Origin of the sequence: Actinopolyspora lacussalsi, assembly GCA_030803735.1 — a bacterium.
In the GTDB taxonomy this organism is placed as follows: domain Bacteria; phylum Actinomycetota; class Actinomycetes; order Mycobacteriales; family Pseudonocardiaceae; genus Actinopolyspora; species Actinopolyspora lacussalsi.
On sequence record JAURUC010000001.1, the window covers coordinates 4,193,197 to 4,207,874 of the forward strand.

At 68.7% G+C, this 14,678-nt stretch carries 12 protein-coding genes; 4 read left to right on the forward strand and 8 right to left on the reverse strand.

From position 1 onward, the window contains the following. Positions 1–73 precede the first annotated feature (73 nt). On the forward strand, positions 74–310 hold the full coding sequence (locus J2S53_RS18645; protein WP_456242059.1) for a ribbon-helix-helix domain-containing protein: 237 nt from the start codon (positions 74–76) through the stop codon (positions 308–310). 143 nt (positions 311–453) lie between these two features. Here the strand turns inward: J2S53_RS18645 and thiC are convergent, their stop codons facing one another. Next, on the reverse strand, positions 454–2,109 hold the full coding sequence (gene thiC / locus J2S53_RS18650) for a phosphomethylpyrimidine synthase ThiC (protein ID WP_456242060.1): 1,656 nt from the start codon (positions 2,107–2,109) through the stop codon (positions 454–456). Between the two features lie 243 nt (positions 2,110–2,352). On the opposite strand from thiC, the gene J2S53_RS18655 reads away from it, so the two are divergent. Further along, positions 2,353–2,964: a Uma2 family endonuclease gene (locus tag J2S53_RS18655; protein ID WP_456242061.1), complete on the forward strand. Its 612-nt coding sequence runs from the start codon at positions 2,353–2,355 to the stop codon at positions 2,962–2,964. Between the two features lie 94 nt (positions 2,965–3,058). On the opposite strand, the gene J2S53_RS18660 is transcribed toward J2S53_RS18655, so the two are convergent. Beyond that, positions 3,059–3,631, reverse strand: coding sequence for a peptide deformylase (locus J2S53_RS18660; RefSeq protein WP_456242062.1), 573 nt, complete (start codon positions 3,629–3,631; stop codon positions 3,059–3,061). 269 nt (positions 3,632–3,900) lie between these two features. On the opposite strand from J2S53_RS18660, the gene J2S53_RS18665 reads away from it, so the two are divergent. Beyond that, positions 3,901–4,368 (forward strand): DUF3263 domain-containing protein, encoded by a 468-nt coding sequence (locus tag J2S53_RS18665; RefSeq protein WP_456242063.1) that lies wholly within the window; start codon positions 3,901–3,903, stop codon positions 4,366–4,368. Between the two features lie 4 nt (positions 4,369–4,372). Further along, the gene (locus tag J2S53_RS18670; protein WP_456242064.1) at positions 4,373–5,032 is read left to right on the forward strand and encodes a LytR C-terminal domain-containing protein; all 660 of its coding nucleotides are present in this window, start codon (positions 4,373–4,375) and stop codon (positions 5,030–5,032) included. Positions 5,033–5,084: 52 nt separating this feature from the next. On the opposite strand, the gene J2S53_RS18675 is transcribed toward J2S53_RS18670, so the two are convergent. From J2S53_RS18675 to moeA, 6 genes are all read right to left on the reverse strand, one after another. Next, the gene (locus tag J2S53_RS18675) at positions 5,085–7,349 is read right to left on the reverse strand and encodes an AAA family ATPase (RefSeq protein WP_456242065.1); all 2,265 of its coding nucleotides are present in this window, start codon (positions 7,347–7,349) and stop codon (positions 5,085–5,087) included. Positions 7,350–7,664: 315 nt separating this feature from the next. Next, positions 7,665–8,633: a cation diffusion facilitator family transporter gene (locus J2S53_RS18680; protein ID WP_092974071.1), complete on the reverse strand. Its 969-nt coding sequence runs from the start codon at positions 8,631–8,633 to the stop codon at positions 7,665–7,667. Positions 8,634–8,740: 107 nt separating this feature from the next. Beyond that, entirely contained in the window at positions 8,741–9,673 is a 933-nt protein-coding gene (gene pssA, locus J2S53_RS18685; protein WP_456242066.1) for a CDP-diacylglycerol--serine O-phosphatidyltransferase, read from the reverse strand. Further along, positions 9,670–10,401, reverse strand: coding sequence for a phosphatidylserine decarboxylase (locus tag J2S53_RS18690; protein ID WP_456242067.1), 732 nt, complete (start codon positions 10,399–10,401; stop codon positions 9,670–9,672). The genes pssA and J2S53_RS18690 overlap by 4 nt, the downstream gene beginning before the upstream one ends. A gap of 559 nt (positions 10,402–10,960) precedes the next feature. Then, positions 10,961–12,946, reverse strand: a complete 1,986-nt coding sequence (locus J2S53_RS18695) for a M48 family metallopeptidase (RefSeq protein WP_456242068.1) — start codon at positions 12,944–12,946, stop codon at positions 10,961–10,963. A gap of 388 nt (positions 12,947–13,334) precedes the next feature. Next, a complete protein-coding gene (gene moeA / locus J2S53_RS18700; RefSeq protein ID WP_456242069.1) occupies positions 13,335–14,588 on the reverse strand; it encodes a molybdopterin molybdotransferase MoeA in 1,254 nt (417 codons plus the stop codon). Positions 14,589–14,678: the final 90 nt, after the last annotated feature.

Here is a 14,678-nt window from a genome sequence, read left to right on the forward strand (position 1 = left end):
TCGCGAGTGGGAAAAAGGGGTCCGACAGTCACCTCGTGCGTGTTCGTCGGTTCGATGCGCCAGCATCGGATCCATGCGCACCACACTTCGGTTGGATGACGATGTTCACGTCGCGCTCAAGGAGCGTGCCCGTCGCGAGGGCCGCTCTACCGGGCAGACCCTGTCCGAACTCGCCCGCCAGGCGTTGTACGCCTCCGGTGACCTCCGGCCGAGGAGCGTCCTCAACCGAGGATTCAGTCCGTTGCCACGCCGAGGGGCTGTCGTGTCGAACGCCCTCGTGGATCAAGTCCGGGAGGAAGAATCGCTATGAGTACGGCATCATTCCTACACATCCGGCGTGATGCCGTTCCGGAAACGCCCGGAGCGGGCCGGTACTCGCCCGCTTGAACCGTCCGGGATGTTCCCGAGACGTCGGAACAACCCGAACGGTTTCACGCGGGACGGTGCGGGGATTTACTCGGCCATCGGGAGATAGACCTCCCCGCCGGAGGCGGCGAACTCCTCGGACTTCTCCCGCATCCCGGCCTCGATCGCCTCCACGCTGTCCAGGCCGTGCTTCGCGGCGTAGTCGCGCACGTCCTGCGTGATCTTCATCGAGCAGAACTTCGGCCCGCACATGGAGCAGAAGTGCGCCGTCTTCGCGGGCTCGGCGGGCAGCGTCTCGTCGTGGTACGCCCGCGCGGTGTCGGGGTCCAGCGAGAGGTTGAACTGGTCGTTCCAGCGGAACTCGAAGCGCGCCTTGGACAGCTCGTCATCGCGTTCCTGCGCACGGGGGTGCCCCTTGGCGAGGTCGGCCGAGTGCGCCGCGATCTTGTACGCGATCACGCCCGTCTTGACGTCGTCCCGGTTCGGCAATCCCAGGTGCTCCTTCGGGGTGACGTAGCACAGCATCGCGGTGCCCGCCCTGCCGATCTCGGCCGCGCCGATCGCCGAGGTGATGTGGTCGTACGCCGGAGCGATGTCGGTGGCCAGCGGCCCGAGCGTGTAGAACGGGGCCTCGCCACACAGCTCCTCCTCGCGGCGGACGTTCTCCTCGATCTTGTGCATCGGCACGTGTCCCGGCCCCTCGATCATCACCTGCACGCCGTGCTCCCGCGCGATGTGGGTGAGTTCGCCGAGGGTCTCCAGCTCGGCGAACTGGGCGCGGTCGTTGGCGTCGGCGATCGAGCCCGGACGCAGCCCGTCGCCCAGCGAGAACGTGACGTCGTAGGAGCGCAGGATCTCGCACAGCTCGGAGAACCGCTCGTACAGGAAGCTCTCCCTGTGGTGCGCCAGGCACCAGGCGGCCATGATCGAGCCCCCGCGCGAGACGATGCCGGTCACACGTTGGGCCGTCATCGGAACGTAGCGCAGCAGCACCCCGGCGTGCACCGTCATGTAGTCCACGCCCTGCTCGCACTGCTCGATCACGGTGTCGCGGTAGATCTCCCAGGTCAGCTTGGCCGGATCGCTGTCGACCTTCTCCATCGCCTGGTAGATCGGGACGGTGCCGATCGGCACCGGTGAGTTGCGCAGGATGGCTTCCCTGGTCTCGTGGATGCGGCTGCCGGTGGACAGGTCCATGATCGTGTCGGCGCCCCAGCGGCTCGCCCAGACCATCTTCTCCACCTCCTCCTCGACCGAGGAGGTGACCGCCGAGTTGCCGATGTTGGCGTTGACCTTCACCAGGAAGTTCTTCCCGATGATCATCGGCTCGGTCTCCGGGTGGCAGCGGTTCGCCGGGACCACCGCGCGGCCGGCGGCGACCTCGGAGCGCACGAATTCGGGGGAGAGGTCCTCGCGCGCCGCGATGTACTCCATCTCGCGGGTGACGGCACCCTGTCGCGCCCACTCCAGCTGGGTGCGGTGCTCCCGTCCGTCCGTCCAACCACGACGCAGCGGGTGGATGCCCTCGTGCACGTCGATCCCGGCGTTGTCGTCGGTGTAGGGTCCGGAGGTGTCGTAGACGTCGAGGTGCTGGCCGTTGCTCAGCTCGATCCGGCGCGCGGGCACGCGCAGTCCCGACTCGGTGCTGTGGTGGATCTTGTGCGAACCCCGGATCGCTCCGGTGGTGATGCTCGGTGTGGCCGTTCCGTTCGATGTGGACTCGTTCGGATACACGTCGGCCATGGCCGTTCCTCCCTACGCCGGTATTACCCGGTCAGGTTCATGCGGTCGGCGACCCCGGAGATCCGCTCCAGTCGCCCTCTCAGCCCGCTTCCGGTGCGAGCTCCCGCGGTTTCTGTTGTCGGCGGCAGACACTAGCCATCCTCGGCCCGGCGCGCAATGCGTGTCGTTGCCCCGGCCGGGTGGTTCCCGAGTCGGTAAGCTGTTGACCAGTCGCGGGTCCGCGGTTCCTGCCGGGAGGATACGATGCGTCACGAATCCGACACAGGAGGTGAGCGCGCTGTGCCCGCCGCGCCGGCATACTCGCCCCCGACCTCGACGGGACTGTTCGAGGTCTGGCGGGAACTGGATGTGCCCGAGGGGTGGCGCGCGGAGATCATCGAGGAAAGGATAGTGCTGACACCGCCGCCCGGGCACGAACACAACCTGGTCGCGGACCAACTGCACCGGCTGTTCGTGCGCAACGTGCCGGATCACTGGGCGATCTTTCAGACCGCCGGTGTCTCGGTGGCGCCGCGCGTCGGTCTCTTTGTGCCGGATTTGCTGGTGATACCGCGCGACCGGGTTCCGAGCGATGCGGAAGCCACTCCTGTGCCCGCCGCGCTCGCGCTGCTGGCCGTCGAGATCACTTCCCCCAGCAATCCCGAGACCGACCGAACCACCAAGCTTCGGGCGTACGCCGGTGCGGAAGTGCCGCTCTACCTGCTCGTCGACCGCTACGACTCCAGGGAACCGACTGTGTCGCTGTACTCCGATCCCGCGTCCGGGCACTACCGGCACCTGGTTCAGGTCCCGTTCGGCGACGGGATCGAGCTGCCCGAGCCGTTCGGTTTCCGCCTGGAAACCACGCGGTTCTGAGCCACCTGCTCGCTACCGGGCGTCGCCGGAGCGGAGAGCCCACGAGAGGTTCCGCCAACCGAGCACGGCGGAAATCCGAGCAGACGGAGGCCCGTTACTCGGCGAACGGGTCCGCGTCGGTGACCGGGTTCCACGAGTTGCCCGGTTCGGTCCAGCCGTTGCGCTTGAGCATCTTCTTGGCGGCGCGCGCGTGCCTCCCGGTCAGCCTGCTCAGGTACAGGTAACCGTCGAGGTGGTCGGTCTCGTGCTGGAAGCACCTGGCCAGGTGACCGTGTCCCTCCAGCTTCACGGCTGAGCCGTCGCCGTCGAAGCCGGTGACCTTCGCGTAGTCCGCCCGGCCGGTGGGGAACGACTCGCCGGGAACCGACAGGCAGCCCTCCCAGTCGTCGTCCGGATCGGGCATGGTCACCGGTATCTCCGAGGTCTCCAGCCGCGGGTTCACCACCACACCCCGATGGTTCACGCCCTCGTCGTCCGGGCAGTCGTAGACGAACAGCCGGAGGTCCACCCCGATCTGGTTGGCCGCCAGCCCCACCCCGTTGGCCGCGTTCATGGTCTCGAACATGTCGTCGATCAGGGTGCGCAGCTCGTCGTCGAAGGCATCGACCTCGCGTGTCGCGGTGTGCAGTACCGGATCGCCCGCGATGCGGATGGGGTGGACAGTCATGCGCAAAAGCCTATCCGGCCGGGCGCGTCCCGAGTGAGGCGGCGGAACGCCGAGAGTGATCGTTGCCGAGCCTTCCGGCTCTGCCGGGGGATGACTCACCGTGTCGGGATGATTCGGCGCGCGGGATTCACAGTCGTTGTGATCCTGATACATCACCCTTACGTGTGATGACCCCCGGCACTGATCAAGACATGGTGTAATACGAGGGTGGGGATCACGCTTCCGTGATTCACCATGTGCGGAGAGCCGATCGTGAGGCGAGGTGCGAGATGGACGCCGCCCAGATGTTGACCGCACACGAGATCGCGCGGCAGTGCGAGCTGCTGGCGCGGGTGGCGGAGCGGTCCGATTCACAACCGGAGGAGTCCCGCGGATACGGGCACTTACGTGCGGTGGAGCCGATCACCCAACCCCTCGAGCGAGTACCGGAACAACCCGGTGGGCCGACCGAGGAAACCGAGTCCGAAGAGGACTCCTCCGGCACCGAACTGACCGACCGCGAGCGTGAACTGCTGGCCTTCGAACGCCAGTGGTGGAAAGCGGTGGACAGCAAGGAGCGTGCCGTCCGGGAGCTGTTCGCTCTCGAACCCCACGAGTACTATCGGTTGATCGCGAAACTGCTCGACAAACCGGCGGCGATGCGAGCCGAACCGATGCTGATCAAACGACTGCGCAGGCAGCGCGCGGATGGCAGGCTCGGCACGAGCACCGCGCGTCCAGCACCCGAACGGGAGTAACCGAATGCCCTCCGGAGAGTTCGCAACCGGGCGTTCCGCCGCCCGAATCGGCGGTTTCGCGTTGCTGGGAGTCGGCGTGCTCGCCCTGTTCTTCGGAGTGGCCACCGCGCTCACCGGTGATCGCGAGCCCTCGGCTGATCCCACCGGTACGGCGCCTCCGCCACCGGCTTCGACGAGCACCTCCGCGAAAGCCCCGGGAACTTCCGCGCCGAACACCTCGGCGTCCTCGGAGCCGTCCGAGTCGTCGAACTCCCGTTCCTCGGAGACCGACCGGGGGTCGTCTTCCGCGACCGCTCCCGGGACCACATCGGAGAACCGGAACGGGGGTGATGGCAGTCAGGGTGACGGCGATTCGAGTGAAGGGGACTCCCGGGAACGGATCTCGCTGCGGGTCTACAACAACAGCAAGATCGAGAACCTCGCGCACCGCGCGGCAGGCGACCTCAGGGGCGCGGGATTCCGGGTGGTCGAGGTGGACAACTACGCGGGCGGCAGGATCCCGGTCACCACCGTCTACTACCGGCCGGACACCGAGGAACGCGCGCAGGCGCGCACCGTGGCGCGGCGGCTGGACGCCAGGGTCGAGCCGAGGTTCAACGGCATCACCGACGCCAGTCCCGGCGTGATCGTCATCGTCACCAAGAACTACGACGGCCTCGGCTGAGGTACGGCCCCAGCGCCGAGCTCCCACCACCCTCGCGGTCGAGTTGCCCTTTCTACCGAAAGGACTCGAAGGCGGCGAGCTGTGCCTGACTGAGTGAGGGTCGTACCCGTTCACGCGCCGAGGTCAGCTGCGCGGCCGACACCTCGGCCGCGTGCAGCGACTCGCGCAGCGCGGCCAACGCGGCTTCCCTGATCAGCGAAGCGCAGTCGGCCGCCGAGTAGCCCTCCAACGACTCGGCGAGGCTCGTCAGATCCACATCGGCCGCGAACGGGGTGTTGGCGCCCGCCGTGCGCAGAATCTCCGCTCGCGCCGCCGCGTCGGGCGGTGGAACCCCCACGGAACGTTCCAGCCTGCCGGGGCGAAGCAGTGCCGGATCGACCAGCTCGGGCCGGTTCGTGGCGCCGATGACCACGACGTCGCGCATCGGCTCCACCCCGTCCAGCTCGGTGAGCAGCGCTGCCACCACCCGGTCGGTCACCCCGGAGTCCGAGGACTGTCCCCGCACCGGTGCGAGTGCGTCGATCTCGTCCAGGAAAACCAGGGTCGGCGCGGCGTCCGCCGCGCGCGCGAAGAGGTCGCGCACCGCGCGTTCCGACTCGCCGACCCACTTGTCCAGCAGTTCCGCTCCCTTGACCGCGACCGTGTTGAGCCTGCCCGTTCCGGCGAGGGCGCGCACCAGGAAGGTCTTGCCGCAACCGGGTGGTCCGTGGAGCAGCACTCCGCGCGCCGGTCGGATGCCCAGCCTCGCGAGCGAGTCCGGGTACCGCAGCGGCCAGAGCACGGTCTCGTGCAGCGCCTGTTTCACCTCGGACATGTCGCCCACGTCGTCCAGCCCGATCTCGCCGGTGCGCAACGTGTCCGTGGTGGACATCGAGAGGGGGCGGACGGACGACAGTGCCTGCTCGAAGTCCTCGGGCCGCACTCCCGGTGCGCCGCCCTCCGGCTCGGCACGGTGCCGCAGCGCGGCCTGCACGGCCGCCTCCCTGGTCAGCGCTCCCAGATCGGCCGCGACGAAGCCGGGGGTACGTTCGGCCAGCTCGCCCAGGTCCACCGCGGGATCCAGCGGGGTGTCCCGCAGCAGCACCCGCAACAGCTCGGTGCGGGTCGCCTCGTCGGCCAACCCGACGGTCAGCTCCCGGTCCAGCAGATCCGCCCCGCGCAGCCGAGGATCGACGTGTCGCGAATCGGAACTGGTGGCCACGATCGCCAACCCGTCCACGGCGGCAGCGGCACGCAGCTCGTCGAGCACCACCGTGGAAAGCGGCGGGGGAGAGGTCGCGGGCAGCAAACCGTCCACGTCGGTGAGCAGCAGTACACAGCCGTCGTCCTCGGCCGCCGCCGCGCGTGCCCGCCCGAGTGCGTCGCGGACCCGCTGCGCCGCCGTGGCCGCCTCCAGCGCTCCGGTGCCGGGCCCCCCGAGCTCGACCAGGTGTGCTCCCACCGCGGCGGTCACCGAGCGCACCAGGGTGGTCTTGCCCGCACCGGGAGGACCGTCCAGCAGCACGCCCAGCTTGGCCGGAGCGCCGAGACGTGCCAGCAGCTCGGGCTGTTCGAACGACAGCCGCAGCCATTCCTCCAGGCGTTTCGCCGCCTGCCGCCCGGCAACCAGGTCCGAGACCGGCAGCGGAGGGGGAGATTCACCTTCCGCCGCCTCGTCCTCACCCGCCCGGCTGGTTCGGGAGTCCTCCCTCCCGGCGCCGGTCGGGATCGTGCCGGGCACTTCCCGATCGGTACCGGTCGAGGCCGCCGGTGGGGAGTCGTGCTGCCAGGACACCATCGTCGCCGGGTGCACGGTCACGGCACCCGCGGGGTCGGTGGCTGATACGGTCACCAGCTCGTTGGTCCAGGTCACCCCGATCACGGCCGAGAGGGTGCTGCGCACTCTGCTCGTCGTCACGGACGGGGTTCCGGACAGGTCCTGCGGCAGCAGCGACACGGTGTCCCCGGCGAGCAGCACCTTGCCCGTCAGCGCCTGACGCAGTGTTTCCGGGGGCACCGAGGCGGTCGCCAGCCGCGAACCCGACACGGTCAGCGAACGCGCGGTACGCACCTCTTCCGGGGTCACCACCAGCCGGTCGCCCTCCCGCGCCCCCGCGTTGGTGAGGGTGATGTCGTCGACCAGCACCACACCGGTGGACTCCCGTACCGGCGCGGTCGCGGCCAGCGCCACCGTGTCCCGCGCGCCGGAGACCCGCACCGCGTCCAGTCCCCGTATCCCCAGCGCGTCCAGTACTTCCGGGTGCAGTCGCAGTACACCGCGCCGGTGGTCGGTGGCCGAGTTGGACAACCGGGCTCGTAGCGAGAGGGATGCGCTCACCCCACGAGGCTAATGGTGTTGCGTCGGCCCGGTTTCCGTAGCCGGTCGGGTGGCGGAATCTCTCGTGCGGCTCTCGCTGCGGGTGCCCCGACATCGGGTAGTTACTACACAACGTCGGGGCCGTCCTCGCGATAGCCGCACGAGAGAACCCGCGGCGGTGCCGACTGGATGAGTGGTGGGAGTTCGGCACTGCATCGAGGACGCGGCGATTTCGCGAGAAATTGACGCCGCCGTGGCGGGGTGAGCCGTAGGAGTGCCGGGGTGAGCCGTAGGAGTGCCGGGGTGAGCCGTAGGAGTGCCGGGGTGAGCCGTGGGTCAGTGCGCCCAGCGGCGCTCGGCGGTGAACGAGACGGTCATCCACTTCTCGTGCGGCATCGTCTCCAGGATGTCCGAGATCTGCTGTCGGATCCGGTCGAACTCGGTGACCTCGCGCGCCGTGGAGTGGGCCCCCACCACGAAGTCGATCTCCACGTCCAGCTGGTCGCCGATCTTGGTGACGCGGGTGAAGACCTCGTCGAAGCGGTACTGCTCGACGATCCCGTTCACGGCCGTTTCGATGTCGCCGCTGAGCGCCGGATCCACCGAGATCGAGAGCACCTCGCGCAGACTGCGGGTGAACAGCCGTACCGGCATTCGGAGGAACAGCACGGAGAACAGGATCACCATTCCCGGGTCGACGTATCCGGCGATATCGGGGTGGCCCGCGCTCTCCAACCCGAGCGCCAGCAGGAACCCCAGCAGCACGCCCACGCTGAGCAGCGTGTCCATCAACCACTGCGCGGCCTCGGCCCGTACCAGCCCGTCCGAGTGGGAGCGCAGGTAGCGGGTCATCAGCCCGGCGCCGACCGTGGCGACCAGCGCGTACAGCACGGACGGGATCGTCTCCGGGTGCTTGCCACCCGCCAGGATGTCGCCGATGGCACCGATCAGTGCGTAGCCGCACAGCGTCGCCAGCGAGACCGCCTTGAGGATCACGGTCAGCGGTTCCCAGGCGTGTCTTCCGAACGGGTACCGCTCGTCGGCGCCGCGTTCGATCGTGCGAACCGCCGCGACAGAGACCAGCGACAGCAGCACGCTCACGAAGGAGTACAACCCGTCGAACACGATCATCGGGGAGCTGACGGCCAAGCCCCACAACAGCGCCAGCACGGCGAAGGCGGCCGCGCCGATCACCGAGATCAGCAGGCTGCGGGTGGCCGTCGCGGAACGGGCTCCACCCGTGTCCGGCGTGTCCGACGTATCCGCCATCATGGCAAGCATGACCCCGGCGTTACACCCGCGCATCCGCCGATGATCGAACCGGCGTCGCCGCGGAGTCCTGCCTCAGCCGCGCCGCGGTTGGTGGAGTGGATACCGGGGAGCCGAGTTGTTCCGGTAGCCACGCGGCGTACTCACTTGGAGCGGTGCCGCAGGCCCAGGTTGCGGTAGCTGCGGCGGTTCTCGCCGTCCCGGTCGCCGCCGCGACGCGGTAGCCGGACCCGTCGCGCCGCACCCGCGACCCGGCGCCGCAGTGGCGGGTGCAGCCCGAGTCGACGTTGACTGCGCCGCATCGCCCGCCGCTCGCGGGGCGGAAACTCCCAGACCTCGGGGTGGTTGGCGAGCCAGCGGTGTCGATAGGCGGCGTAGGGGACGTGTACCAGATATCCCACGAGCACCACGGTCAACGACAGCAGCGGGTAGGTCACGATCCCCGCCGCCAGTACCGCGACCACGACCAGCAGCGGGGCGATCAGCTTCGCCGGTACCTTGACCGTCTTCAGCGAGAGCGTCGGAACCCTGCTGACCGCGAGCGCGGCGACCGCGATCATCCAGACCATGACCACCGGCTGGCTCGACCACCAGCCCTGCCCGCCCACGGCCGCCGTGAGCACGATCGGCAGCAGCGCCAGCAGTCCCGCCGCCGGAGCCGGCACACCGACGAAGAACTCCTTGCTGAACGGTGGCTGGTCACCGTCGTCGAGCAGTGTGTTGAACCGAGCCAGTCGTAGGATCATGCACACCGCGAAGATCAGGGCCACCACCCAGCCCACGCGGTTGCCCGCCAGCTGCCAGGCGTAGAGCGTGAGTGCGGGGGCGACTCCGAAGGACATCGCGTCGGACAGCGAATCCAGCTCCGCGCCCATCCTCGTGGTGGCGTCGAGCAGCCGGGCGATCCGGCCGTCCAGCGCGTCGAGCAGCGCTGCCACCGCTACCGCGGCGATGGCCCCCTCCAGTTGCTGGTTGAGCGCGAACTGCACAGCGGACAGCCCGGCGCACATGGCCAGCACGGTGATCGCGTTCGGCAGGAACCGGACGCCGGGAGGGTTCGCACGTGCCTCGCTCATGCCCGCACACCGTCCCGCTCGGTGGTGAGTTCGGCGAGTACGGTCTCACCGCCGACCGCCCGTTGGCCCGGTTCGACGAGAACCCGGCTGTTCGGCGGCAGGTACAGATCCACCCGGGAGCCGAACCGGATGAGGCCGTACGTGCTGCCCGCGGTGACCATGCTGCCCTCGCTCACCGAGCACACGATCCGCCGGGCCACCAGCCCGGCTATCTGCACCACGGCCAGTTCCGCCCCGCCGGTGGTGCGCAGCAGCATCGAGTTGCGTTCGTTGTCCTCGCTGGCCTTGTCCATGTCGGCGGAGAGGAACGCACCGGGCCGGTAAGCCAGCCCGGTGATCTCGCCGTCGGCCGGGGCGCGCTGGACGTGCACGTCGAACACCGTCAGGAAAGTGCTCACCCGCAGCATCTCCCGGTCGGGCAGCTCCAGCTCCGCCGGGGGAGTCGCCTTCGTGATTTCCGCGATCGTGCCGTCGGCCGGAGCGACCGCGATGTCCGACCTTGTGGGGGTGACCCTGCGGGGTTCCCGGAAGAACCAGGCACACCAGGCGGTGAGCAGCGCGGCCGGGGCTCCGGCGGGGCGCCAGAGCCGGCGCAGCAGCAGGGTGGCGAGTGCGCCGCCCAGCACGAACGGTCTTCCCGCCGGGTGCATCGGTGGGATGGTGTCGCGGGCCAGTCGTGCCAGCTTGTGTAACGGGCCGTTGTTCGGCGCGGAATCCGCGTTGTTCATCGAGGTGGCTCGCCCCTGCGTCGACGGATAGGGCTGCGACGTGTCGGTTGCGTCGCCGCCGCTACAGCATCGCTGATATCCGGTCGCCGGTTGTGCACAGGGGGTGGGGTAGGTCGCTTACCTGCTGTGTCGTGGTGTGCGCGCGGTCACGTCACTGCCGCGATCCGCCGCGGACCGGTATCTCGGAACACGCCGACCCGATCGTGACCGACGCGCGGTACGGAAAACGGGCTCGGACGAAAGTACGCTCCGGGGCGACATCAGCGCCCCCGATGCGCCGATGTCGTCCCGGAGTCACGACCGCTCGGGGTCTCCCCGCTGACTCCGAACGGTCCCCCCGGTGGATCCGTGTGCCCCCCGACGGCACACGCACCCGAAGTCGTCATCTCCAGGAGGTGGAAACCGTGCCGGAAAGCCCCGACACGTCTTTGGATGCAATCCATCGACTGGTTGTGATGCTGATACCAGTGTAATAGAACTCATAGGGAACTGCGTAGCCGCGAACGGAGGACTTTCGTCACAGATTTAATGACTTTGCGTGTATCGTGCCGCTATTGCCTCACTCGAATTGATGATTATTTTCGGCCGTCGCCATGCGCGCTCCCATGAGTTCCCCCAACCCCGAGTAAGGGGCTCCGCGCGCTCCCGAATCCGGGATACTGCGAATTCGGATTCTGGTCATCTCCTCGTCGTCCGGCGACTCCGCTTCACCGGAGTCCGTGGCGCGCGAGGAAACCTCCGAGACCGCGTACTCGTCCAGGTAGAGGTCCAGCGTCAGTTCCCAGTCCGCACCGTCCTCGTGGAGCTCGGCCGTGGCCACGTCCCGGCTGTCCAACCACTGCGCGCCCTCTTGTTCGCGCAACCGGTGCGCCGGGGTGGCCGCCAGCCGGTCCAACCGTTCGTGCTCGGAGCGGCGTACCGGAGTCAGCGCTCCGGCGAGCAACCGGTACATCCAACGGGTCCGATCGGGCAGCAGCAGCAATCCGCGATCGGTGACCAGCAGGTCGTAGGACTCCTCGGCGTAACGAACCGGGCTCACGATCCCCGAGAGCTTCGGTTCGGGCTCCTCGGCCGCGGGCTGCGCGTGGTCCAGCGGCACCCCGAGATGCACCAGGTGGCGGTGCAACCCGGGTACGAGCCGTGGATCGAGCACGGCGGGTCGTACCAGCTTGTCGGGATCCAGTGCACGGCCGTCGGTGAGCTGGACAGTGGAGGGGCCGCCCCAGTCCAGCTGGTGATGAGCACGTTCTGACCTGACCAGCGCGTCCACCACCGCGGCACCGAGCAGCTCGGTCATGGTGTCCACGACGGCTTCGTCCACCAGTTCCGGGGCGAGCCCGGGGTTGAGCGCGGGGTTGATCAGATCCGCCGTCTCCCCTCGGTGAATGGCGGTGAGCACCCCCACCAGGGTCGGCTCCGTCGACACCCCGCTCTGCTCGACGGCCGAGCTCAGCTCACCCGCCTTGACCGCGACGTCGTGCATACCGGCCAGCCTCGCCAGTTCGGGCCAGGGAGTACGTTCCCCGAGGTCGCCCACCAGCAGTCGGTCCTCGATCGCCGGAACATCGCGGCGGGGTTCACGTATCAGTGCGAGCGCGGGACGATCGTCGGTCTCGTCGGGCTCGTGACCGGCCCGTTTCAACACGTCGAGCCGTTGCGCGACCGTGGGACACGCCGCATCCGCGGATTTCTCGGCGGCGATGCTCTCCTTGGCCCGTTCGGCGAGTCCGTGCTTGCGTTCCGGGTGTTCCAGGAACGCGCGGAAACCGGGCAGTATCTCCGGTGTCCGCCCCACCCGGGTGGCCATGCTCAGGTACTCGGCGCTGTAGTCCTCCCAACCGAGCTCCAGGCCCACCCGCTTGCGCAGCGCCGCCATCGTGGTGCGTTTGCCCGCCAGACGTACGGCCACGGCATCCCCGCGCATCACTCGTCCACGGGCCAGTGGTGCCGTGATCCGCCTGCAGAGCACTACGTATCCGCTGAACAACCACTTGGTGGGTCCACCCACCATGTCGCGTTCCGCCTCGATCACGGCGTCGCGTATCCGGACGGACAGGGCGTCCAACCCACCGCCCTCCCTCTTGCCGATCTCGTCGGCCAGCACCGCGGACAGTTCGGTCACGGTGAGACCCGCCAACAACGGCAGACCGAGCTCCAGGTGCGACTCGCTGCGCAGCAAGCCCAACAACCGGGTCCGTTCCCGCATCCGCAGCGTCGGTTCGCACGTCACGCGCAGTTCGTCCGGGCTGTCCGCCTCGGCGGTCTCGGCGACCTTCCGCAGTCTGCGCCACAGCTGTGGCTGTGCCTCACCGTCCACCACCACACCGAGTGGGGGGCGGTGCCCCGCACGCAGTACGCCCCGGAGAACCATCGCTACCGAGGCCCCGACCAGCAGAGCCGCGAATCCGGCCTGCAACCCGTCGCCGAGGTCGTGACGAATCGTGTAGGCCGTGATACTCACCAGGCCGAGGACCAGTGCTGCCGGTACGACCAAGAATCCGATGTGCAGCGCCACCGCCAGGGCAGCGCGCCATGGGCCACGCACAGTGACAACTCCCGACTGATATTGGTCCGCGAATGCCCGGTCAGGCTAGTCACCTGAGGTGCCTCGGCGGTAGGGAGCCCGATGCACCGCCGGATCGTTCCAGTTCACAGGGGGTTTCCCTTGTTTTCGGTCCGACACCACCGCTACGCGTCGTGCCCGTGACGTCGCCGGAGCGGCGTCGATTTCCCGCGAAATCACCGCGCCGCTATGACGCAGCGCCGAACTCCGACCACCCTCGTAATCGGCGCCGCCGCGGGTTCTCCGGTGCGGCTCTCGCGAGGACGCCGGAGACGTTGTGTAGGTCGCTACCCGATGTCGCCGGACCCGCAGCGAGAGCCGTGCCAGAGGTTCCGTCGAACGACCATCTATGCCAACCGCGCGGCGGCTCCTACTCCAATAGCCAGATGTCGACGGTACTTCCGGCCGTTACTTCGGTGCTCTCCTCCGGCAACTCCAACAGGCAGTCGGCCGCGGCCATCCCGGACAGCAGGTGGGAGCCCGCCCCGCCACTCGTCGTCACGGTGTCGGCCTCCGGATCGAAGCTGCCCCTGCGGTACTGCCGTTTCCCGCTCGGTGAGCGCAGCGTCTCGGTGAGCGTCACCCGGCGATGCGGACGCCGCGTCTCGCGGTGCCCGCCGGCGCGGCGCAGCGCGGGACGGACGAACACCTCGAAGGACACGATCGAACTGACCGGATTCCCCGGCAGCGTGACCACCGGTACGCGGTACCCGGCCGCCTCGTAGTGTCCCGAGCCCTGCGGCATTCCCGGCTGAATGGCTACCTTGTCGAACCGCACTCCGGAACCCGCCAGCGCGTCCTTGACCACCTCGTACGCTCCGGCGCTCACCCCGCCGGAGGTCAGGATCAGATCGGTCTCGGCCAAGTGGGGAGCCAGCGCGGCGTGCAGCTCCGAAACCTCGTCGGGAACGAACCGCAGCAGTCTCGCCTCGCAGCCGCACTGGCGCACCGCGGCGGCGAGCATGGTGCCGTTCGACTCGTAGATCTGGCCCGACAGCAACTCCGTGCCCGGCTCGACCAGTTCGGAACCGGTGGAAAGCACCAGCACCCTCGGGGGGCGGTGAATCGGCAGCTCGGCGTTGCCCACGGCCGCGGCCAGCCCCAGCTGGGCCGCTCCCAGCGTCTGTCCCCGTTCGAGGATGACCTGGCCCACGGTTACGTCTTCGCCCGCGCGACGGAGGTTGCTTCCCTCGGGCACCGCGCGGTGCACGGTGACGCGTTCCGTGCCGCCGTCGGTGAGTTCCACCGGCACAGCGGCTTCCGTACCGGGGGGAAGCCGCGCTCCGGTCATGATCCGGTGTGCGGTGCCCGGTTCCAGCGGCGGAATTTCCACCCGTCCGGCAGGGATGTCCGCGGTCACCGGCAGCGTTACGGGGTGCCGCGAATCCGCCTCGGCCACGTCCGCGGCGCGCACGGCGTAGCCGTCCATCGCCGAGTTGTCGAACGGCGGCAGCGGGATCGGTGCCGTCACGTCCTCGGCGAGCGCCAGCCCCAGGCACTCGTCGAGGGGACAGTGTCGCTCCCGGGTGGCGGCGAGCAGGTTCGAGATCCGCTCGCGGTACTCGTCCACCGGCAGCAGGGTTGAAGTGTCAGTCGTGTGGCCCACGCCCCGATCATCGGACATCGCACGCCCGATGTCGCCCCCGGCTCGTCGTCACCGGCACACCGAGGTCGGTTTCGACCGGGGTTTCCGACGGGGTTTCCGGTCGACCGT

Bases quoted from the DNA above. Each gene is read 5' to 3' on its own strand.
- J2S53_RS18645 (WP_456242059.1), top strand. From the start codon at position 74: ATGCGCACCACACTTCGGTTGGATGACGATGTTCACGTCGCGCTCAAG.
- thiC (WP_456242060.1), bottom strand. From the start codon at position 2,109: ATGGCCGACGTGTATCCGAACGAGTCCACATCGAACGGAACGGCCACA.
- J2S53_RS18655 (WP_456242061.1), top strand. From the start codon at position 2,353: ATGCGTCACGAATCCGACACAGGAGGTGAGCGCGCTGTGCCCGCCGCG.
- J2S53_RS18660 (WP_456242062.1), bottom strand. From the start codon at position 3,631: ATGACTGTCCACCCCATCCGCATCGCGGGCGATCCGGTACTGCACACC.
- J2S53_RS18665 (WP_456242063.1), top strand. From the start codon at position 3,901: ATGGACGCCGCCCAGATGTTGACCGCACACGAGATCGCGCGGCAGTGC.
- J2S53_RS18670 (WP_456242064.1), top strand. From the start codon at position 4,373: ATGCCCTCCGGAGAGTTCGCAACCGGGCGTTCCGCCGCCCGAATCGGC.
- J2S53_RS18680 (WP_092974071.1), bottom strand. From the start codon at position 8,633: ATGCGCGGGTGTAACGCCGGGGTCATGCTTGCCATGATGGCGGATACG.
- pssA (WP_456242066.1), bottom strand. From the start codon at position 9,673: ATGAGCGAGGCACGTGCGAACCCTCCCGGCGTCCGGTTCCTGCCGAAC.
- J2S53_RS18690 (WP_456242067.1), bottom strand. From the start codon at position 10,401: ATGAACAACGCGGATTCCGCGCCGAACAACGGCCCGTTACACAAGCTG.
- moeA (WP_456242069.1), bottom strand. From the start codon at position 14,588: ATGTCCGATGATCGGGGCGTGGGCCACACGACTGACACTTCAACCCTG.